Raw genomic sequence first — 20482 nt, 5'->3', positions numbered from 1 at the left:
TCCGTTCGGTCCTTACGTGCCTGCACCTGCGGCAAGCACCGTGACGGCGCGCCGGTTCTGCGCATAGCAGCTTTCTTCCGAACAGATCGCCAGCGGGCGTTCCTTGCCGTAGCTTACGGTTTTCAGACGGTTGGGCGCAACGCCACGTTCGATCAGGAAACCTTGAACGGCGCTGGCGCGACGCGCACCAAGCGCGACGTTGTATTCGCGGGTGCCCTGCTCGTCGGCGTGGCCTTCGATGATCGCGGAATAGGCCGGGTTGTTGCCAAGCCACGTCGCCTGCTGCGTCAGCACGGCTTCGGCTTCGGTCGAAAGCGTGGACTGGTCCACGGCAAAGAGCACGCGGTCGCCGATGGTCTGGTTGAAGTAAGCGGGCGAGTTCGGATCCGAGGCCGAGCCGGCCATGCCTGCTGCCGAAGCGGCGTCGTCGCCTGCCCCGTTGAACCGGTTGTTCGAGCAGGCCGACAGCGCCACCGCGCCGATGAGCAAAGCTGCAATCGTGATCTTTTTCATGGGTCTTCTTCCTGTCTCTCTTTGTTTTCGTTGCAAGGTCCGCGCTCACCCGGCGGACCGAAATGTATGCGCCTTCAGTTCTGGAGCGGCCCCCACGACGGGTCCGAGCCGCCATCGGGTGTCGGCACCCGGCGAAGGTTGCGCCCGGAAATGTCCACCGAATAGAGCGCCGGTGCGCCGGCCTCGCCCTGGCTTTCTCGGGTGAACATGATCACACGCCCGTTTGGCGACCAAGTGGGGCCTTCGTCAAGAAACGACGCCGTGAGCAGCCGCTCTTCGGACCCGTCGGTGCGCATGACGCCGATATGGAACCGCCCCGCGTTCTGTTTGGTGAAAGCGACGAGATCGCCGCGCGGGGACCAGACCGGCGTGCCGTAGCGACCGGGGCCGAAGCTGATCCGTTGTGCTTCGCCGCCGCTCGCGGACATGACGTAGAGCTGCTGGGTGCCCGACCGATCCGACTCGAATACGATGCGCGACCCGTCCGGCGAGAAGCTGGGCGCGGTTTCGATCGCGGGTGAGTTCGTCAATTGCTGCGGCGCACCGCCGTTCACCCCCATCCGGTAAATGTCCGAGTTGCCGCCCTGCTCGAGCGAGAAGATGATCGACGTTCCATCCGGCGAGAACCGCGGGCTGAACGCCATGTTGCCGCCACCGGTGCCAAGCGACTGACGATTGGCCGAAGCCACGTCGAGCACGTAGATCTGCGGCTGGCCTGTCTCATAAGACGTGTAGAGCACGCGGCTCCCATCCTTCGAGAAACGGGGCGCCAGCACGAGCGACTCGCTGTCGGTGAGGTACTTCACGTTGGCGCCGTCGTAATCCATGATCGCCAGACGCTTGCGCCGGGCGTTCTTCGGCCCGCTTTCGGAGACATAGATCACACGGCTGTCGAAATAGCCGCTTTCGCCCGTGATCCGCGAATAGACCGTGTCGGCCACCTGGTGCGCGATCCGGCGGATGCCGTCGACCGTGCCGGTATATTGAAGCCCCTGCCCCAGTTCCGTCCCGGAGAAGACGTCATAGACGCGGAACTTGACGGTGATCTGCCCGCCGTTCTCGGCGACCGCCCCGGTGATGAGCGCCTGCGAATTGATCGCCTTCCAGTCCGCGAATTGCACGGGCGCGGCGAAATTCGTCACGTTGGAGACGAAGGCCGAGGACGGGATTTCCCGGAATAGCCCCGTGCCCGAGAGGTCCGCCGCGATCACGCGCGTGATCTCGTCGGCATATGGCGCGGCCGAGCCGGTTTCGGCCTGAAAGGTCGGAACCGCGAACGGCAGAGGCTCGATCACACCTTCGGTGATTTCGATACGCAGCGGCCCGCCGTCCTGGGCGGTGGCCGTGAGCGGGGCAAGGGACGGGGCGAGCAACGCCAGTCCGAGAGCAAGCAGTTTCTTCAATTTCATCGCAGCCTCATATTCTCTGGATTGAACGTCATTTCAATCTCGCGCCATTGTTCGTATTTCTCACTCGGCAGATTATAGCCACTGGCTCCGCACCGAATGATAGCACGACGCGCCGCTTGGAAGGCGGTTTGCGTCGCACCCTGGTTCGGGCCGTCCGAGGAGACCAGTTCGATCCCCTGCGGACGACCATCGGGGGCCATCTGCACCATTACGACGACCGTCGTGGCCATCGCATCCGTCGAGGTGGACCCGAGGTTCCAGCATTGACTCACCGCCACCCTGAGCCCGTCGCGCTCACCCGACGTGAGCGGCGGTCCCAGCGGGGCCTGGGTCTCGCCCGCACCCGGCTCCGGGGTGTCCAACGCATCAGCGAGCGCATCGTTCACCGCATCTTCGACAGGATCGCTCGTCTGCGCGGGTTCTTCGGCCGGCGCGGGGTCGGGTTCCGCCGTCTGGACCGGCTCGGCGGGCGGCTCCGGGCGGCTGGGTCGAGAGCGCGGGCGCACCGAAGTTTCGGGCGCGGCCGATGGCGTCTCGGCCTCGGTCACGATCTCGGTCGTCTGCGCTTCGGGTTGAGCGGCGTCCTGCTCCTCGGCGGGCTGCACGTCCGGGTCTTCACTCTCCGACACGCTTTCCTGCGGCTCCGGCGCAACCTCGGCGGGCTCCTCCGGCGGGGTGATGACTTCGCTCCCGACCCTGTCCGCGTCCGGCGGCGTCGGCGTGTCCGAGGTCATGTCGGCATCGGGCGTGCCCGGATCGGGCGCGGGTGGCTCGGGGCTGGGCTCCGGCTCGGGCGCGGGTTCGGGCTCCGGGATGGGTTCGGGCTGCGGCTCGGGTTCAGGCGCGGGTTCGGGCTCCGGCTCAGGCGCGGGTTCAGGCTCTGGCTCCGGCTCGGGACGCGCGGGCGGCGTCGGCGCTTCTATCGGCGCGGCATCGGGCTCCGGCTCGGGCGTGCCCGGCTCCGGCGCGGTCAGGGCCGCGAAATCCTCGGCGGAAATCACGGAAATATCGGCCGCCGGAAGCGGCGGCTCCTCCGACCGGCGCTCGATGAAGCCGCCGAAGAGTAGCCACAGCATCAGGAGGCCGTGTCCGATCCCCGAGATATAGAAGCCGCGTTTCACCGATCGCCCCTATTCGGACTGTCCGTCCAAAGCTGGCCCGCCGGTATCCGTCACGAGACCGAGATTGTTGAACCCGGCGGCATTGAGCGCGCCGATGATCTGCGCGACCTGCTCATACGGCACGCGCCCATCGCCGCGCAGGAAGATCTTGTCGTCCGTGCGTTCGGTCATGATCGCCTGAAGGCGCGGGATCAGATCGTTGCGGTCGATCTCGGTGGTCATGATCGCCACGCTCCCATCAGCAGAGATCGACACGGTGAGCGGTTCTTCCTCGACCGACGGCAGCGGGTTCGCCGCCGTCTCGGGCATTTCGATGTCGATGCCCACGGTCATGAGCGGCGCGGCCACCATGAAGATGATCAGAAGCACGAGCATCACGTCCACGAAGGGCGTGATGTTGATCTCGGCCATCATCGCGCGGTGCTTGCCACGACGACGCCCGCGCCGCGCACGCGGCTTGGCGGATGTTGCGACGGACCCGGCCATGTCAGCTGTCCAACTGGCGGCTGAGGATGGTGGCGAATTCGTCCGCGAAGCTCTCCCACCCCGCGACGATGTTGTCGCTGTCGCCGGTGAGCTTGTTGTAGAAGATCAGCGCCGGAATAGCGGCCAGAAGACCAAGCCCGGTGGCCAGAAGCGCCTCGGAAATCCCCGGCGCGACCACGGCCAGCGTGGTGTTCTGCTGCTGCGCGATCTCGGTGAAGGTATGCATGATGCCCCAGACCGTGCCGAAGAGCCCGATGAAGGGCGCCGACGACGCGGTGGTGGCGAGGAACCCCAGCCGGTTGTTGAGTTGCTCGGCCTCTTTCGCGATGGCCACGTCCATCGAGCGGTCGATCCGGCTCTGCCCGCCCGCGATCAGACCGCCGTCGGCCCGGTGCGAACGCCGCCATTCCAGCATTCCGGCCGAAAAGACCCGCTCCGGCGACGACGAAGGGTTGGCTCCGATCTGGTCGTAAAGCTCGTCGAGCGGCTCACCCGACCAGAACGCCTGATCGAACGCCGCCGCTTCGCGGCGCGCCCGACGATATTGCATCAGCTTGGTCACGATGATCGCCCAACAATAGAAGGACGCGGCGATGAGCATGATCATCACCAGCTTCACGATCAGAGTTGCGCGAAAGAAAAGCGCCCAGAAGGAGAAATCCAACTCCCCCGCCAGCGCCAGGGTTTCCTGTTCCATAATATGCCCCGCATACCTGCCTTGGTCGGCCATCTCTATCGGACGGCTCTATTGCGCGAACGGTAGCGGATATGAACCCTAAAGGCCAACAAAACCGCGTGTTCGCGGCAAAAAGCCGGAGCTCAGTGGAGGTTTTGGCGAATATTTGCCGGTAAACGCGCGGGAAGCCCGGCCTCGTTCAGCGCGACGAGCGTCACGGAGGCGGCGAAAAGCAGGTCGCCCGCGCGCTTGACCTCCTGCTGCAAGACGATCCGCACGCCCGTCATCGAGGTCATCGTTGTCTCGACCGTCAACTCGTCGTCGAACCGCGCCGGGCTGAGGTAATCCGCTTCCAGATGCCGCACCGCGAACACGATCCCCTCGTCCTCCTTGAGGCGCGACTGGTCGATCCCCAACCCCCGCACCCATTCGGTCCGCGCCCGCTCGATGAACTTGAGGTAATTGGCATAATACACGATGCCCGCGAGGTCGGTGTCCTCGTAATAGACATGAACGGGGAAGTTGTGGGTCATCTGGTCCTCATGGTTTGCGCCGGACCCTAATCGGTCAATTCCGCTTCTGCCAGAGGCAGGTAGAGCGCGCCGTCTTCGCGCAGATGGCTTTCATAGAGCGTCACAGTATCCGCCTTCGCCTCGTCCAGCCGCGCCGCACCGTTGAGCGCCAGGAACGCGCCGATTTCGCGTTGCTCGCGGGTGGTCAGGCCATTTCCGAACCGGGCGAGCGTTACGTGCGGGCGGAAGCGGCGGCGCTCCAGCGTGACACCGGCCTGACGCACCAGCGTTTCGATCTTGGTTTGCAGGTGGATCAGCGCCGGATCGGGGTCGGCACCGATCCAGAGCAGGTTCGGCGATTTGCCTCCCGGAACATCGACGCCCGCCAGCCGAAGCGGCACCGCGGGCGCCTTCAGCTCCATCAGCGCCTCGGCCACCGCGCCCGCCTGCCCCTGCGAAATGTCACCAAGGAACGCAAGCGTCAGGTGCAGGTTCTCCTCCGGCGTATGCCGCCCGGCGGCCAGCCCCGCCTGCAAAGCCGTTACGGGGCGGATCAACGCCTCAGGCAGGTCTAGCGCAACGAAGGCCCGCATCAGCCCGCCTGCACCCGCGCAAACAGCCTGAGCGCATGGGACGGGTCGTCGGCGGCCACCGGCATCGCCGGGTCATAGGCCGCCCGGATCACCGCCGCGATTTCGGGCCGCAGGATTGCCGCCCCGGTGTCGGGATGAAGCGCAAGCGGCGAGGTCTCGGAAAACGCGCCCTCGCCCCAGGTCAGCATGACCTGCACGGCCTGCGTGAGCGCGAGCGTGTCGGCGGACAGATCCTCCATTCCGCCCCCCATGCGTAGAAACACGAAAGCCGCCTTGATCGCCCCGGCATCATCGAACCGGAACGTGCGATATTGCACCGCGCCGCCAGACTCCAGCCGGGGAACGAGCGCACCGAGATCCGGGATCAGCCGGTCGAGGTCCGGCACATCCAGAAGCTCGGACCAGTCGCGAAAGAAGAACACCATCAGGTTCGCGCCCAGTTCCGGGTCGGTCTCGGCCATCTGATGCCCTGCCAGCGCCACCACCGCCTCGATCGCGCCCTTGACCACGCCAAGGGCCGCGTCTTCGACCCCGAAGACGACCGGCGCGATGGGGCGGCCCCAGCGCGCGAAACGATAGCCTTCGGGCCGGGTGAACAGGGATTCGATGGTTTCGGGCGTCACGTCCTGTGTCATGGCGGCTCCTTTCACGCGGACGCTGCCTAGCCTGCGATGCCACGCCCCGCAAGACCGGACCCCGTGGCCGCGACGGTGCTATTTCGCAAAGACCGAGACTTCGTGAAGCCCCGCCAGCCCGACCTCGAGAATCCGAAGCGCGGGAAGCGAAATGCGGCTCCCCGCCGTGGCAGGCCCGTCAATGGGCCGAAGCTCCAGATTCGCCGACTTGCCGTTCTTGGCCACCACCCGGCCTTGCGTCACTGCGGTCACGAGCGGCGTTTCAAGCCAGAACCCCGGTTCGGTCGGCGACCCGAGCGTGGCGATGGTCGTGCCCAGCCCGCGCTCGCCCCCGCCGGTATCGACAGCCGCTGCCGCAACGCGATCCTCCTCACTGGTCGTGTCGAAGCTTTCTTCTGTCGTGGCATTGGGCGGTGGCGGCGGGGCCATCGCGCTCATCGGCGCGCCGACAGTCACGGTTTCGTCAGCTTGCGCTCGAAACGGGTTCTCCGCACAGGCGCTCAACCCCAGCAAGGCAATGATCAAAAGGCGTTTCATGGGGTCAGGCTATGTGCAACCGGCGCTTGCGTCCATCACCAATCCGCTTGCCCCACGCCCGGTGCGACATTACGTTCTGCCCATGTCCGACGCGCCGCTCATAGACCCGTTCCAACGCCCGATCACCTATCTTCGGTTGTCGGTCACGGACCGCTGCGATTTCCGCTGCACCTATTGCATGGCCGAGAACATGACGTTCCTGCCCAAGAAAGAGCTTCTGTCGCTCGAGGAACTCGACCGCGTGTCGTCGGCCTTCATCGGGCTGGGCGTGAGAAAGTTGCGTATCACGGGGGGCGAACCGCTCGTGCGCCGCGACATCATGGAATATTTCCGCGCCATGTCGCGGCATCTGGAAACCGGTGCGCTCGACGAGCTGACCCTGACCACGAACGGCTCGCAGCTTGAACGGTTCGCGGGCGATCTTGCAGCCTGCGGCGTGCGCCGGGTGAACATCTCGCTCGATACGCTGGACAGCCAGAAATTCACCGACATCACCCGGCGCGGCGATCTGGACAAGGTCAAGCGCGGCATCGACGCGGCGCAGAGCGCGGGACTTCGGGTGAAGATCAACGCGGTCGCGCTGAAGAACTTCAACGATGTCGAATTGTTCGATCTCACCGAATGGTGTGCCGCGCGCGACATGGACCTGACCTGGATCGAAGTCATGCCGATGGGCGACATCGGGAACGAGGACCGGCTCGACCAATACTGGCCACTGACCGACCTGCGCGATCAACTCGCCACCCGCTACACGCTCACGCCGCTGGCCGAGCGCACAGGTGGCCCCGCCCGCTACGTGCGGCTCGAGGAGACAGGGCAGAAGATCGGTTTCATCACGCCGCTCACCCATAATTTCTGCGAAAGCTGCAACCGGGTTCGCCTGACCTGCACGGGCGAACTTTACATGTGCCTCGGGCAAGAGGACCGCGCCGACCTGCGCGAACCGCTCCGCGCCCACCCCGACAGCGACGAACCGCTCGTCGCCGCGATCCGGGAAGCGATCACGCACAAGCCCAAGGGCCACGATTTCGACTATTCCCGGCAACGCCCCGACGGCCAGGTCTCGCGCCATATGAGCCATACAGGGGGGTAAGACCTTCCTTCGGAGCCGCCGTCGCCTGAGACCGGGAGGGCGGGCACGGGAACGACACGCAACGGAAATCGACGAGGGTCCGGCGGAGACGCAGTCTCCGTTGGATACGTCTATTTCGGTTGCGGGGCGGGCGCGGGTCCGTCAGCCAAGGATCAGGCGACGGTGGATGCGAAGGACGGTCTTTCCTTCCTTTGGTGAGCCTGAGCCTCTTCGACCCAAAATACTGCGCGTGCGTCAGCCCACACATTTTCGCAACTCGGGCATCAGCCGACCGGCAACCGGCTTTCCACGATCTCGGCCCACCAGCTACAGCCCGCCGGGATCGCCTCATCCTCGAAATTGTATTCCGGGTGATGCACCGGCGCGGTGTCGCCGTTGCCGACAAGGATATAGGCCCCCGGACGCGCTTCGAGCATATAGGCGAAATCTTCGCCGCCCATGATCGGGTCATACTCCGCCGTGGGTTTGCCCGTGACCTTCTCGGCCACGTCCGCGGCAAAGGCGGTCTGTTCCGGGCTGTTCACCATCACCGGGTAGCCGGGGAGATAGGTGAAATCAGCCTTCGCGCCGTAACTCGCGGCGATGCCGTTCGCAATCTCCTCTACGCGCGCGGCGGCGTAGTCCCGCACATCCGCGTCATGCGTGCGGATCGTGCCTTTCATGCGCACCCGCTGCGGGATGACGTTGTAGCTGTCGCCCTCGGTCGCGAGCGTGGTGACGGACACCACGACGTGCTTCACCGGGTCCACGCCCCGGCTCGCGATGGTCTGAAGGGCGAGCACGACCTGCGCCGAGACGACGGTGGGGTCGATGCCCTCATGGGGCTTCGCCGCATGGCCGCCCTTGCCCTCGATCACCAGATCGAACTGATCGGTCGCGGCGAAGAACCCGCCTTCACGGATCGCAAATTCACCGACCGGAATGCCCGGCCAGTTGTGCATGCCGTAGACCTCGTCGATCGCGAACCGCTCCATCATCCCGTCCTCGACCATCTCGCGGCCGCCTCCGCCGCCTTCTTCGGCGGGCTGGAAGATCACCACGCAGGTGCCGGCGAAATTGCGGGTTTCGGCGAGGTATTGCGCGGCTCCGAGGAGCATCGCGGTATGGCCGTCATGCCCGCAGGCATGCATCTTTCCGTCCGCCTGGCTCGCGTAATCCAGCCCCGTCGCCTCCCGGATCGGGAGCGCATCCATGTCGGCGCGCAACCCGATGGTGCGACTGCCCGGTTCCCGGCCCTTGATGACCGCGACGAGCCCGGTGCGCCCGATGCCTTCCACCACTTCGTCACAGCCGAAAGCGCGCAGCTTGTCGGCGACCAGCGCCGAGGTGCGGTGCGTGTCGAACAGAAGCTCGGGGTTGGCGTGGATATCTCGACGCCACGCGGCGATTTCGCCGTGCAGCTCGGCAAAGCGGTTCTTGATGGGCATGATGATCCTTTCGTCTCACCCATAGGTGGGAGGCTTGCGGGGCGGCGTCAATCCTCGAAGAGCATGCCTTGTCCGGGCGCTTTCGGGGCCGCGAGGCCCAGGTGCGTCCAGGCCTTCTGCCCCAGCATCCGGCCACGCGGGGTGCGCTGGATCAGACCCTGCTGCAAGAGGAACGGCTCGATCACCTCCTCCAGCGCGTCGCGGCTTTCCGACAGCGCGGCGGCCAGCGTTTCGATCCCCACCGGGCCGCCCTGGTAATGCTCTGCCATGAGGGTGAGATACCGGCGATCCGCTCCATCGAGCCCGAGGTTGTCGACGCCGAGCCTCGTGAGCGCCATGTCCGCGATCTCGCGCGTGATGGTCCCATCGCCCTCGACGACGGCGAAGTCCACGACGCGACGCAGCAGCCGCCCCGCAATCCGCGGCGTGCCGCGCGCCCGGCGCGCGATCTCGAGCGCGCCGTCGTCATCCGCGGGCGCGCCAAGTTTCACGGCGTTCTTGGTGACGATCGTATGCAGTTCCTCGACCGTGTAGAATTGCAGCCGGGTCGGAATGCCGAACCGGTCGCGCAAGGGTGTCGTCAAGAGCCCGAGACGCGTGGTGGCACCCACCAGCGTAAAGGGCTGCAATTCGATGCGCACCGTACGCGCCGCCGGTCCCTCGCCGATCACGAGGTCCAGTTCGAAATCCTCCATCGCCGGGTAGAGCACTTCCTCCACCGCCGGATTGAGCCGGTGGATCTCGTCGATGAAGAGAACGTCCCGATCTTCGAGGTTGGTCAGGATCGCCGCAATATCGCCCGCCTTGGCCAGCACCGGGCCGGAGGTCATGCGGAAATTGACGCCCAGCTCGCGCGCCATGATCTGCGCCAGCGTGGTCTTGCCCAGACCGGGGGGGCCATGAAACAGAGCGTGGTCCATCGCCTCGCCCCGGCGTTTCGCGCTTTCTATGAAGACCCGGAGATTCGCCCGCGCCTCGGCCTGACCGATGAAATCGCCCAGCGTCTGCGGCCGCAACGCGCGGTCCACGTCTTCGGGCTGCGCCTCGGGGCGAAGGGTGGGATCGGGTTCGGTCACGTCACAACCCTTCCCGCTTCGCCGCGCGCCAGCCGAAGCCGCAGGCAATGAGCATGGCGAGGTTCGCGACGAAGTCGATCAGCATCCCCGCCGAGAACAGCGGTTCGACATAGAGAAACCAGTAATTGAAGACAAAGAACGGGAGCAGCGCGACGGCGAAACCCAGAAAGCTCCACCGCGTGAAACGGCTGGTCAGGATGAAGAGCGCGGAAAGCAGGGCCTGTGCGCCGAAGGCCCCGAGCGCCACGTTCAAGATGCGTGCGTCCAGTTGCACCTCGGGCCGGAACGCCACCAGTTGCACCGTACCGGGCGAAACCAGCGACCAGCCACCCAGTACGAGGAACGGGATCGCGATCAGGGTCTGCCAATGTCGTGCGGTCATGCCTTTCGCGCCCCTTCGGCTCGGTCTCGCCGCGAAGACAGCCAGCGGCTGGATGAGCGACACGACCTCCCTACCCCTTCGGCGCGAGCAGCTTCAAGGCCGCTCGGATCAGCCCGGAGGTGTCGAGGTCGGGATCGTCCCCCAAGGCCGTCGCCACCGCGCTCGCCGCCTCGCCGGGCGCATAGCCGAGATTGGCCAGCGCCGAAAGCGCTTCGGGCTGGGCATTGTGCGAAGGTGCCATGGCCGGCGCTGCAACCGGAGCGGCGGGTTCGATCACTTCGCCATCGTCGGGCAAGCCCTGCGCCACCGACTGCCCTGCGCCCATCGCCATGACGGTCGGGGCCTTGTCCTTCAACTCCATCGTCACGCGCTGCGCGGTCTTGGGGCCGATACCCTTGGCGGCCTTGATCGCGTTCCAATCACCCAGCGCGATGGCGCGGCTCACCCCGTCCGGCCCCAGCGTGCCGAGGATCGCGGTCGCGGCCTTCGCGCCCACGCCCTGGATCGACATGAGCAGCCGGAACCACTCCTTCTCGACCAGCGAGGTGAAGCCGTGAAGCTGCATCAGGTCCTCGCGCACGATCATGTCGGTATAAAGCGCCACCGCCTCGCCCGGTCCGGGCAGGCTCGCGAGCGTTCGTTCCGAGACATGGACGAGATAGCCGACGCCGCGCACGTCGATCAGCACATGGTCGTCGCCCTTGTAATCGACCCGGCCCGAGAGCTTCCCGATCATGCCACGCCCCGCTTCACCCTTGCCTCACCGACCATCGCGCGCCCAACGGCATGGGCCAGCCGATCGCCCGACCGACCGAGATAGGCATGGCAAAGCGCGATGGCGAGCGCATCGGCGGCATCCGGGCTTTCGATCCGCGCGCCGGGAAGTTGCAGGCGCACCATGTGATCCACCTGCCGCTTGTCGGCATGGCCGACCCCGACCACGGTCTTCTTGATCGTGTTGGGGGCATATTCGCCCACCGGCAGCCCCGCCTGCGCCGGGACCAGAAGCGCGACACCGCGCGCCTGCCCGAGTTTGAGCGTGCCCGCCCCGTCCTTGTTCACGAAGGTCTGTTCGATCGCCGCCGCGTCCGGTTCGTAAAGCGCGAACACCGCGGTCAACGCCTTGTGGATCGCCAAAAGACGCTCGGACAGCGTATCGCCATCGCCATGGCACACGCCGTTGGCGACATGGCTCATCCGGTTCCCGTCCGTGTCAATCACGCCCCAGCCGAGGTTCCTCAGCCCCGGGTCGATCCCCAGTATCCGCATGTCACTGCCCTTTTGTTCTCTTTTGAGATCAATTAGCACGAAACGCGAACATCTCGAAAGGAAAAACTTGGGACCGCGGCGGCCTGGCCGCGCGGACTGACCGCGCGGCAAAGCGGTCGCCGACCCGGCGCGCGCTTTCCTGTCTTGGCGCTGAGCCATGCAGGGCCCGCCCCGACGCCATGCAGAAACTGCAATTGTGCCGCCGTGCGCGCGGGCCTATCTGGGGCGCAGGATCATTCACAAACTGCCCGAAAAATGGGCATGGAGCACAAAAATGACGATGAGCAGCATCATGTTCGACACGGCACGTCCCGGGTCTCACACCTTGCGCGCGATTTCGAACCTCGTAACCACCCTCCGCCGGATGCGCATGGAACGGCGCACGCGCCGTATTCTCGAAGGCCTGTCGGACGCGCAACTCGACGATATCGGCATGACCCGTTGGGATATCACGCGGGCGCACTGAGCCTGCAAAGGAAAACGGCCACCCGGTTGGGGGGCCGCAAACGAAAAGCCCCGCGTGTCGCGCGGGGCTTTTGCTTGTTAGGGCCTATTCCTCTCCGACCGGCAGCGCCACGAAGCGCGGGTCGCCGCCCCTGCGCACGAGCAACAGGAGCGATTGGCGCCCGCCATCCCGCGTCGCCTCGATCCGCTCTTCAAGATCGGCGATCGTGGTCAGCCGTTCCTGACCGGCCTCGGTGATCACGTCCCCTGCGGCAAGCCCTTTCGCGGCGGCCTCGGACGAGGCGTCCACATCCACCACGACCAGCCCCTCGGCACCTGCGTCGAGCCCGAGCTCGCCGCGCAGTTCCTCGGTCATTTCCGACAGCGTGAGGCCCAGAACCGTTTTCTCGGTGGCTTCCGGCACCACGTCGTCCGGCGTGGTTTCGTCGCTCTCGTCCGAAGCGAGCGCATCTTCGCGCCGGCCCAGGACGACGCGAAGCGTCTGGGTCTGGCCATCCCGCATGATGACGACACGCACGGTCTCGCCCACGCCGGAATTTCCGACGATGCGGACGAGCTCACGGGTATTGGCGACGTCTTCACCGGCGAAGCTGAGAATCAGGTCGCCCGATTCCATGCCCGCTTCCATCGCCGGGCCTTCCGGCACGTCCGTGACAAGCGCTCCGCGCGCTTCTTCCAGCCCCATCGCTTCGGCGACGTCCTCGGTCACGTCCTGAATACGCACGCCGAGCCACCCGCGCCGGGTTTCCCCGAATTCCTGAAGCTGGTCGACCACCTTGGTCACGACGTTCGAAGCCATCGCGAAGCCGATGCCGATCGAGCCGCCGTTGGGCGACAGGATCGCTGTGTTCACACCCACCACGTCACCCTGCATGTTGAAGAGCGGCCCGCCGGAGTTGCCCCTGTTGATCGCCGCGTCGGTTTGCAGGAAGTCGTCATAGGTGCCCTGCAACTCGCGGCCCCGGGCAGAGATGATCCCTGCCGAGATCGAAAAGCCCTGACCCAGCGGGTTGCCCATCGCCATGACCCAGTCGCCCACCCGGATCGCATCCGAGTCGCCGAAATTCACGTAAGGCAGCGGCTCGTCCGTATCGACTTTCAGCAAGGCGATGTCGGTGTTCGGGTCGGTCCCGATCACGGTGGCCTCGAGCTCGCCCCGGTTGCCGTAGAATTCGATCACCACCTCGTCTGCGCCTTCGATGACGTGGTTGTTGGTGACGATGTAGCCGTCTTCCGAAATCACGAAGCCCGACCCAAGCGCCGAAGACCGGCGCGAGCGCGGCTGGTTGCCTTCACCGTTGCGGTCGAGGAAATCGCGGAAAAAGTCTTCGAACGGAGAGCCTTCGGGCACCATGGGCGTGGGGCCCGTATCCTGGCTGACCACGGTCGCGGTCGTGATGTTCACCACTGATGGGCTGACCTGTTCGGCAAGGTCGGCGAAACTCGTAGGCCGCGTCTGGGCCTGCGCGAAGCTCGCGAAAGCCAGCACGAAAGTGGCAAGGGCGACGAAGAACGTCGCGATCAGTTTCGGGTTCGGTCGGGTTGCACTCTGCGCCTGCGCCTTCACGGGGGACTCCTTTGTCGGGTCGATGACCTTGGACGGATGATGTCTCGTCGCATCCATCATTCAGGTAGGAGAGAGATGTTGCAACGCAATCCTTCTGCCGTGTTGTCACGATGGCGTAATTTCGCGGTTACAGCGGGGCCAATTTGCGCTCTATACTTAGGTATTGACCTAACTATTCATCCGCGGCACACTTAGGCCTATGCCTAACAAACCGCACGCCGTCGATTCCACCTTCCACGCGCTCGCCGATCCGACCCGGTGCGCCGTGGTGCGCGCGCTCAGCCAGGGCAACGCCACGGTCTCGGACCTCGCGCGCCCGTTCGACATGGCGTTACCATCGTTCACCCAGCATCTCGGTGTGCTCGAAAATGCCGGGCTGATCGTATCCTGGCGCGAGGGGCGCAGCCGGGTCTGCGCCCTGAACGCCGGCGCCTTGCGGGACGCCGAAGATTGGATGGCCACCGCCCGGCGTGAGTGGGAGGCCCGAATGGACCGCTTCGAAACCCATATCCACAAGATGAAGAAGGAGAGCTCAGATGACTGACGAGAAACAGAAATCGGTGTCGCCGTGGTCGTCATGGCCGCTGGACCGCGAGGTCGTCATGGCCCGCGTCGTCGATGCGGACCGCGACCTCGCCTTTCGCGCCTGGACCGATCCCGAACAGATCGTGCAATGGTTCGGGCCCGCCGGCTTCCAGCTCAAGACCTACGAGATCGACATCCGCGAAGGCGGTGTCTGGCGCTTCGACATGATCGCGCCGGATGGAACGGTCTTCTCCAACCGGATGGATTTCCTGCGTGTCGAGCCGTCGCGGGTGATCGAATTCATCCACGGCACCGATGCCGAGGCGGACCCTGACGCATTCCGGATGCTCGTGACCTTCGACGAACAGGACAACGGCAAGACCGCGCTCACCCTGCGGCAGATGCACCCGACGGCGGAACGCCGCAAGATCGTCGTGGGCTTCGGCGCGGTCGAATACGGCGCGCAGACATGGGACAAGTTCGCAGACCACGTCGCGAAACTGGCAGCCGGTTTGCGCGCCTCCGGCTGATCCCAAACGAAGTAACGCGCGACCGAAAAGAAAACGCCCCCGCAGGTTCTGCGGGGGCGTTTCGTCGTTCAGGTCCGTTGCGCGAAACGCGCGACGATCAGTTGACCGTGTCGGTCTCCGGCTCCGCGCTCGCGTCGCTTTCCGCTCCGGCGTCATCAGGTGCCTCGGACGCGTCGCTCTCGGGCGTGGTCGCGTCCGCCGCGCCTTCCGCGGGGGCGTTTTGCCCTTGCCCTGCACCCGCTCCGGCACCTTGCTGACCCAGCGGCTGTGCCCCGCGCAGATCGACACCGCTATCGGCCTTCAGATATTCGAAGAACTCGCTGTCCGGTGCGATGACCAGCGTCGAGTTTTCGCCTCTGAGCGACCGCTCGTATGCGCTCATGGAGCGGTAGAAGGCGAAGAACTCCGGGTCACGGCCAAAGGCGTTCGCGAAGATCGCGTTGCGTTCGGCATCGGCCTCACCACGGATGATGTCGGCCTGCTTGCGCGCCTCCGAGGTGGTTTCCACCACCGTCCGGTCGGCCTGCGCCCGAACCCGCTGCGCGGCTTCGTTACCACGTGCGATTTCGTCCGCCGCTTCCCGCTGACGCTCGGCCCGCATCCGCTCGAAGGTGGCTTCGAGGTTCTGCTCGGGCAGGTCGGCGCGTTTGATCCGCACGTCGATGATCTGCACGCCAAGGCCCGCGGCCTCGTCGCGCGACTGGTCACGGATCGCGTTCATCAACGCGACACGATCCACCGACAGTACCGCATCGGACGGCACGCCACCCAGCACTTCGCGAAGCTCGGCGTTGAGGATCCGCTCAAGACGCTGACGCGCCCCCGCGATCCCCGACGCCCCCACGGCGCGCCGGAACTGCGTGGCATCCGAAATGCGCCACCGTGCGAAAGCGTCCACCACGAGCCGGCGATCGTCGAGCGGCGTCACCTCCAGCGGCTCGGTGTCGAGCGGCAGAATACGATCGTCGTATTTCGCGATCTCGTGCAGCACCGGCACCTTGAAGTAGAGCCCCGGCTCGCGGATTTCGGCGGTGACTTCGCCGAACCAGAGGCGCAGCGCTTTCTCGCGTTCGTCCACGATGTAATAGGAATTCAGGCCAACCAGCACGAGAACCGCGACGATGGCGATGAGAATGTAGGAACGGCGCATCAGTTCGACCCTCCCGAAGGACTTGTGGACGTGGCCGTGGAACTGCGTCGCAATTCATTGAGTGGCAGGTAAGGCACGACGCCCTGTCCGCCACCTTCGGCGCCTTCGTCGATGATGATCTTGTCCACGTCACCCAGCACGCGCTCGAGCGTTTCGAGGTAAAGACGCTTTCGCGTCACCTCCGGCGCCTTGGCGTATTCGTCGTAGACCGAGATAAAGCGCTGCGCCTCACCTTCGGCTTCGTTGATGACCTGGGCACGGTAGGCTTCGGCCTCTTCAAGAACCTGCGCCGCTTCACCACGGGCCTCGGCGACCACGCGGTTGGCATAGGCGTCGGCCTGCGATTGCAGCGTATCGCGCGTCTGCTCGGCCGCCTGCACTTCGCGGAAGCTGTCGATGACCTCACGCGGCGGGTCGGCGCGGTCGAAGTTGACACGCACGATGTTCACGCCGGATTGGTAGCTGTCGAGCGTCGACTGGATCAGTTCCTGAAGCTCTTGCGCGATGATGCCCCGGTCACGGTTCAGGATCGGCGCAAGCGACGAGCGCGAGATGATTTCGCGCATGGCCGATTCCGACACCGCACGGATCGTGTTGACCGGCTCGGCCACGTTGAACACGAATTTCTCGACATCGCCGATGTTCCAGACCACCTGATAGTCGATATCGACGATGTTCTCATCACCGGTGAGCATCAGGCCTTCGTCGAGGCCGACACCGATGTCCTCGGTGTTTTCACGGGTGACGGGATAGATTTCCTTGGTCACGACCGGCCAGGGCGCGAAGTTCAGACCCTCGGTCCCGACCTGATAGCGTTCACCGAACAGAAGCTCGACCGATTGTTCGGAGGTATCGACGCGGTAGAAGCTCGCAAAAAGCCAGAGCAGAACCGCCGCGATCACCACGATCCCGATCGTCCCGCGCGTGAAACGGGGGCCGCTCGGGCCGTCATCGCCGCCGGAGCCGTTCGTGCCCCGGTTGCCCCTGCCGCCCATGAGCACGCGAAGCTGCTCCTGCCCGCGCCGCATCAGGTCGTCGATCTCGGGAACGCCTTGCCCCTGCCCTTGCCCCGGACGGCGGCCACCATTGCCGCGCTGTCCATTGTTACGGTCGTCGTTTCCGCCCTGACCGCCGCGGTTTCCACCGCCGCCGCCCCAGGGCCCGCCGCTATCGCTGGCCATATGTGTCAAATCCTCCAAAGACTGTCCGGACCTAAGTGGCGGTCCAGGCGGTTAATTTCAACCCGGTTTCGGCCCTGACACCCCGCGTCAATCCGCGCGGGTCGGGGTTTTCATCAGCACGATTTCCTCGGCCATGGTCGGATGCACGGCGACGGCAGCATCGAAATCGGCCTTGGTCGCACCCATCTTTACCGCCACGGCGGCGAGCTGGATCATTTCGCCGGCCCCGTCCGCCACGATGTGAACCCCCAACACCTTCTGGCTCTTCTGGCTCACGATCAGCTTGAACAACGCCTTTTCGGTCCGGTCGATGAAGCTTTTCTGCATCGGGCGGAAAGCGGCGCAGTAGACGTCGATCTTCTCTTTCTCGCGCGCTTCTTCCTCGGTCATGCCGACGGTGCCGTATTCCGGCTGGGTGAACACGGCCGAGGCAACAAGTTCGTGATCTGGCTTGGTCGGGTTGCCTTTGAACACGGTTTCCACGAAAGCCGCCCCCTCGCGGATAGCGACCGGGGTCAGAGCGATCCGGTCTGTCACGTCCCCGACCGCGAAGATCGACGGCACGGCGGTCTGGCTGTAGTCGTCTACCTTGACCGCACCATTGCGATCGAGCTCCACGCCGACCTCTTCAAGCCCTATGTCGTCGGAATTCGGCTTGCGCCCGGTCGCCCAGAGCACCTCGTTCACGGTGACGTGGTGATCGTCCGACCCGTTGACCCGCAGGCGCCCGTCGTCCCGCCGCTCCACATCCGAAGGCGTCACTCCGACGCGCACGTCGATCCCCTGCTCGACCATGAGTTCAGAAATATGGCCCCGCACCTCGTCATCGAACCCGCGCAGCACCTGCGGCCCCCGATGCCACAGCGTCACATCGACGCCCAACCCATTGAGGATGCAAGCAAATTCGCAGGCGATATAGCCACCGCCAACAATCAGGATCTTCTTGGGCAGGTGATCGAGGTTGAATATCTCGTTCGAGGTGATGCCAAGCTCGCATCCCGGAATGTCGGGAATGAACGGCCGCCCGCCCGTGGCCACGAGGATGTGCTTGGCGGTGTAGCTTCGCCCGTTCGACAACTCGACCGTGTGGGCATCCTTCACACTGGCCCGCGCATCGAAAATGTCGGTTCCGGGCCGCGCGAGATTGGTGCGGTAGATATTCTCGAGCCGGGTCAGTTCCTGATGCAGCTTCGGGCGAAACGTGAGCCAGTCGAACGTGCCGTCCTCCATCTCCCACCCGAAATCCCGTGCCTCGGCGGTCATCGGACCGAACTTGGAGGCGAAGACCATGAGCTTCTTCGGCACGCAGCCCCGGATCACGCAGGTCCCGCCCATGCGGAACTCCTCGGCCAGCGCGACCTTGGCCCCGTTCTCCGCCGCCACCCGGCCCGCACGCACACCGCCGGACCCGCCACCGATGACAAAGAGGTCATAGTCGAAATCGCTCATGGGGAACTCCTTGGAAACGCGTCCCTGCGGATATTCCATAGATCACCCGGACATACCAGCGGGGGTCTGCGCGCGGGGGCGCCGCGCCATCTCGGGTCCACAAGACCGGTTGTGTCTATTCGGCCGTCGCCGGGAGAAACAACAAAGGTTCTCTCGTCTCCTCATCCAACTCTTTGAGGTACAGACTACCCTTTGCGCCGCTCTCATCGAGTCGCCGTGCGAGATCGGCCTGGGCCGTGATAGCGGTGACGCTGCCGGTCAGAGCTTTGTGAAGTGCCGCACTGGCAGGAAGGATATCCGCACGCCGAGCTACGAAATCGTCTGCCGAGCCGCCAGCAGCTGCATATGACCGCGTCAAAGCGTCGGCACTGACGCCTTCTGCCAGTCGAAGCAGGCTCTCGGCCTGACGTTCCGAATATTCAGCCGCAAGTTTCACATCGTCGATCGTAAACAACGCCCGCTGCCCCGCCTCGTGGCATAGGCGGATCATCGAGCTGACGTTCCACAGGCGCTCGATACCCTCGCGCGTCGCATGGTTTCGTTCCATGGCCTCAACGTCGCGCCTGAACACCCCTTCGAGCCGACCAGCAGAACGAGCGAGCTCGCGTTGTGCGGTTTCCGCGGCAGTGGCTTTGTTCTTCCTGCTGGGTAGCGTATCCACTATCGTCAAGTCATTCCGTATATCACTCATTACGGTCTGAAGTTCATCATTGCGACGTTCGTCTGTCACGGCCTCGATTTTCGAGTCGATATCCCGGATCTGGGTCTCGATACCTTTCATCTTCTTGAGCATCAGGGCAAATCCAGCGATCGAAACTCCAATTCCCAATCCAGCCACCGCGAGATTCGCAACTTGCATGCCCTGAACCAGTGAAAGCGACGACTGAACTTCAGTGAGCCGCGCCTTGATCTGCTCATTCTGAACCAAGGTGCCTACCCCGGCAGCCGTATCCGCCATAGCCAGCGGGTTTCCCGTCGCGACACCGGTAGCCCCCTTCAATACAATATCCATCGCACCGGTTTCCTGAAGGTGACCTACAATCTGCCCGTTCGACGTATTCTTGATGATCGATCCGGCGACCTTGAACGCACCACTACCTACGCCGTCGATCAGTTCGGGTGGCAACGCCCGCAAATACATTAAACCATTTCCTCTCTTATAATTGCTTCAGCCTCCCTGAGGACGGCCGCCTGAATTCGGCTCAAAATACAATCCGCGTTAGGCGCCTTTCCGATACCCAGCACATTCTCGTCTGCAAGTGCTTCAAGACTTGCTGCCAAAGCCTCCCGGCGTTTTGAAATCGTACGATCAATCGACTTCCCGCCTGCTAATGCCGTTCCGCCAAGCACGACAGCTCCGATACCGAGTATTGGCCAACTGATCGAACTTGTTGTGAATACCAAAAGCGTCGTTGTCGTGATCGTCGCATAAGCGACCAATGCCGGAACGGCCGCAAGAGAAGCGCCGATCATTCCGACGCCCGCCAAAGCAGGAAACGCGGAAAGCAAATCCTCTTTCATCCCGCCCGACCGCACCACGTCGAAAGTATCGCTTTTTATGACGACTTCGAGATCCACACGCGCGCGCCCGAGCGCAACCTGTAATTCAGCCTGAGACCATTCCGCAACGATCTTGTCGACGTCCCTGCCCAATTTGGGCGTTTTAACGACGAGGTTTGCTTTTCCCGCTGCCATAGCGAGGTCATTTAAGTCCTGCTTCAATCGCGGCAAAGCATCGACGACCTGCGATGTAATTTCCGATAATTCCTTCTCTCGCCAATCCAATACGGCGAGTTCCGCTTCGATCGCGCCCAATTTAGAACCTTTATTAGCAATATTGCAGACGAAGCTAGATTGGGGCCCCTTTGCTGTCCACGATTATTTTT

The 20482-nt window shown here is 64.2% G+C and carries 24 protein-coding genes; 4 read left to right on the top strand and 20 right to left on the bottom strand.

Annotated features, from left to right (window positions below):
- Nucleotides 1–12: 12 nt before the first annotated feature.
- The 9 genes from pal to KJP28_RS05015 all read right to left on the bottom strand — a co-directional run bounded on the left by pal (nt 13) and on the right by KJP28_RS05015 (nt 6482).
- The gene (pal, locus tag KJP28_RS05055; RefSeq protein ID WP_218391169.1) at nt 13–513 is read right to left on the bottom strand and encodes a peptidoglycan-associated lipoprotein Pal; all 501 of its coding nucleotides are present in this window, start codon (nt 511–513) and stop codon (nt 13–15) included.
- Nucleotides 514–587: 74 nt separating this feature from the next.
- On the bottom strand, nt 588–1922 hold the full coding sequence (gene tolB, locus KJP28_RS05050; RefSeq protein ID WP_218391167.1) for a Tol-Pal system beta propeller repeat protein TolB: 1335 nt from the start codon (nt 1920–1922) through the stop codon (nt 588–590).
- Nucleotides 1919–3043, bottom strand: a complete 1125-nt coding sequence (locus KJP28_RS05045) for a hypothetical protein (protein ID WP_218391165.1) — start codon at nt 3041–3043, stop codon at nt 1919–1921. Before KJP28_RS05045 ends, tolB begins: the two co-directional genes overlap by 4 nt.
- 9 nt (nt 3044–3052) lie before the next feature.
- Nucleotides 3053–3529 carry a protein TolR gene (tolR, locus tag KJP28_RS05040; RefSeq protein WP_255552178.1) on the bottom strand — a complete coding sequence of 159 codons (477 nt, stop codon included), beginning with the start codon at nt 3527–3529 and terminating at the stop codon, nt 3053–3055.
- Nucleotide 3530: 1 nt separating this feature from the next.
- Complete coding sequence (gene tolQ, locus KJP28_RS05035; RefSeq protein ID WP_218391164.1) at nt 3531–4226, bottom strand: protein TolQ; 696 nt, start codon at nt 4224–4226, stop codon at nt 3531–3533.
- A gap of 122 nt (nt 4227–4348) precedes the next feature.
- Entirely contained in the window at nt 4349–4738 is a 390-nt protein-coding gene (ybgC, locus tag KJP28_RS05030) for a tol-pal system-associated acyl-CoA thioesterase (RefSeq protein ID WP_218391163.1), read from the bottom strand.
- Between the two features lie 26 nt (nt 4739–4764).
- Nucleotides 4765–5310, bottom strand: coding sequence for an RNA 2',3'-cyclic phosphodiesterase (gene thpR, locus KJP28_RS05025; RefSeq protein WP_218391162.1), 546 nt, complete (start codon nt 5308–5310; stop codon nt 4765–4767).
- Nucleotides 5310–5945, bottom strand: a complete 636-nt coding sequence (locus KJP28_RS05020; RefSeq protein WP_218391159.1) for a DUF2927 domain-containing protein — start codon at nt 5943–5945, stop codon at nt 5310–5312. Before KJP28_RS05020 ends, thpR begins: the two co-directional genes overlap by 1 nt.
- Nucleotides 5946–6023: 78 nt before the next feature.
- The gene (locus KJP28_RS05015) at nt 6024–6482 is read right to left on the bottom strand and encodes a D-galactarate dehydratase (protein WP_218391156.1); all 459 of its coding nucleotides are present in this window, start codon (nt 6480–6482) and stop codon (nt 6024–6026) included.
- 82 nt (nt 6483–6564) lie between these two features.
- Here KJP28_RS05015 and moaA point away from each other — a divergent pair, with 82 nt between their 5' ends.
- Nucleotides 6565–7575, top strand: a complete 1011-nt coding sequence (gene moaA / locus KJP28_RS05010; RefSeq protein ID WP_218391700.1) for a GTP 3',8-cyclase MoaA — start codon at nt 6565–6567, stop codon at nt 7573–7575.
- A 263-nt stretch (nt 7576–7838) separates the two neighbouring features.
- On the opposite strand, the gene KJP28_RS05005 is transcribed toward moaA, so the two are convergent.
- The 5 genes from KJP28_RS05005 to ruvC all read right to left on the bottom strand — a co-directional run bounded on the left by KJP28_RS05005 (nt 7839) and on the right by ruvC (nt 11729).
- On the bottom strand, nt 7839–9002 hold the full coding sequence (locus KJP28_RS05005; RefSeq protein ID WP_218391153.1) for a M20 aminoacylase family protein: 1164 nt from the start codon (nt 9000–9002) through the stop codon (nt 7839–7841).
- A 47-nt stretch (nt 9003–9049) separates the two neighbouring features.
- The gene (gene ruvB, locus KJP28_RS05000; RefSeq protein ID WP_218391151.1) at nt 9050–10078 is read right to left on the bottom strand and encodes a Holliday junction branch migration DNA helicase RuvB; all 1029 of its coding nucleotides are present in this window, start codon (nt 10076–10078) and stop codon (nt 9050–9052) included.
- A gap of 1 nt (nt 10079) precedes the next feature.
- A complete protein-coding gene (locus tag KJP28_RS04995) occupies nt 10080–10460 on the bottom strand; it encodes a hypothetical protein (RefSeq protein WP_218391148.1) in 381 nt (126 codons plus the stop codon).
- Between the two features lie 70 nt (nt 10461–10530).
- Nucleotides 10531–11196: a Holliday junction branch migration protein RuvA gene (gene ruvA, locus KJP28_RS04990; protein WP_218391144.1), complete on the bottom strand. Its 666-nt coding sequence runs from the start codon at nt 11194–11196 to the stop codon at nt 10531–10533.
- Nucleotides 11193–11729, bottom strand: a complete 537-nt coding sequence (gene ruvC, locus KJP28_RS04985) for a crossover junction endodeoxyribonuclease RuvC (protein ID WP_218391141.1) — start codon at nt 11727–11729, stop codon at nt 11193–11195. The genes ruvA and ruvC overlap by 4 nt, the downstream gene beginning before the upstream one ends.
- 274 nt (nt 11730–12003) lie before the next feature.
- On the opposite strand from ruvC, the gene KJP28_RS04980 reads away from it, so the two are divergent.
- The gene (locus tag KJP28_RS04980) at nt 12004–12195 is read left to right on the top strand and encodes a YjiS-like domain-containing protein (RefSeq protein ID WP_218391138.1); all 192 of its coding nucleotides are present in this window, start codon (nt 12004–12006) and stop codon (nt 12193–12195) included.
- An 84-nt stretch (nt 12196–12279) separates the two neighbouring features.
- On the opposite strand, the gene KJP28_RS04975 is transcribed toward KJP28_RS04980, so the two are convergent.
- A complete protein-coding gene (locus tag KJP28_RS04975; RefSeq protein WP_218391135.1) occupies nt 12280–13818 on the bottom strand; it encodes a Do family serine endopeptidase in 1539 nt (512 codons plus the stop codon).
- 142 nt (nt 13819–13960) lie between these two features.
- Between KJP28_RS04975 and KJP28_RS04970 the strand changes: the two genes are divergently transcribed.
- Both KJP28_RS04970 and KJP28_RS04965 read left to right on the top strand, forming a co-directional pair.
- A complete protein-coding gene (locus KJP28_RS04970; RefSeq protein WP_218391133.1) occupies nt 13961–14305 on the top strand; it encodes an ArsR/SmtB family transcription factor in 345 nt (114 codons plus the stop codon).
- Entirely contained in the window at nt 14298–14816 is a 519-nt protein-coding gene (locus tag KJP28_RS04965; protein WP_218391131.1) for an SRPBCC family protein, read from the top strand. Before KJP28_RS04970 ends, KJP28_RS04965 begins: the two co-directional genes overlap by 8 nt.
- A 97-nt stretch (nt 14817–14913) precedes the next feature.
- On the opposite strand, the gene hflC is transcribed toward KJP28_RS04965, so the two are convergent.
- The 5 genes from hflC to KJP28_RS04940 form a co-directional block, all read right to left on the bottom strand.
- On the bottom strand, nt 14914–15966 hold the full coding sequence (gene hflC, locus KJP28_RS04960; protein WP_218391129.1) for a protease modulator HflC: 1053 nt from the start codon (nt 15964–15966) through the stop codon (nt 14914–14916).
- A complete protein-coding gene (gene hflK, locus KJP28_RS04955) occupies nt 15966–17147 on the bottom strand; it encodes an FtsH protease activity modulator HflK (RefSeq protein ID WP_218391128.1) in 1182 nt (393 codons plus the stop codon). The genes hflC and hflK overlap by 1 nt, the downstream gene beginning before the upstream one ends.
- 87 nt (nt 17148–17234) lie before the next feature.
- On the bottom strand, nt 17235–18596 hold the full coding sequence (gor, locus tag KJP28_RS04950; protein WP_218391127.1) for a glutathione-disulfide reductase: 1362 nt from the start codon (nt 18594–18596) through the stop codon (nt 17235–17237).
- Between the two features lie 115 nt (nt 18597–18711).
- Nucleotides 18712–19737 carry a hypothetical protein gene (locus tag KJP28_RS04945; RefSeq protein WP_218391126.1) on the bottom strand — a complete coding sequence of 342 codons (1026 nt, stop codon included), beginning with the start codon at nt 19735–19737 and terminating at the stop codon, nt 18712–18714.
- Nucleotides 19737–20411, bottom strand: a complete 675-nt coding sequence (locus KJP28_RS04940) for a hypothetical protein (RefSeq protein ID WP_218391124.1) — start codon at nt 20409–20411, stop codon at nt 19737–19739. Before KJP28_RS04940 ends, KJP28_RS04945 begins: the two co-directional genes overlap by 1 nt.
- Nucleotides 20412–20482 lie beyond the last annotated feature (71 nt).

It is taken from the genome of Maritimibacter dapengensis (assembly GCF_019218265.1).
Taxonomy (GTDB): Bacteria; Pseudomonadota; Alphaproteobacteria; order Rhodobacterales; family Rhodobacteraceae; genus Maritimibacter; species Maritimibacter dapengensis.
The sequence above is the reverse complement of the archived record's forward strand: the minus strand, read 5'-3'. Positions and strand labels throughout refer to the sequence as shown.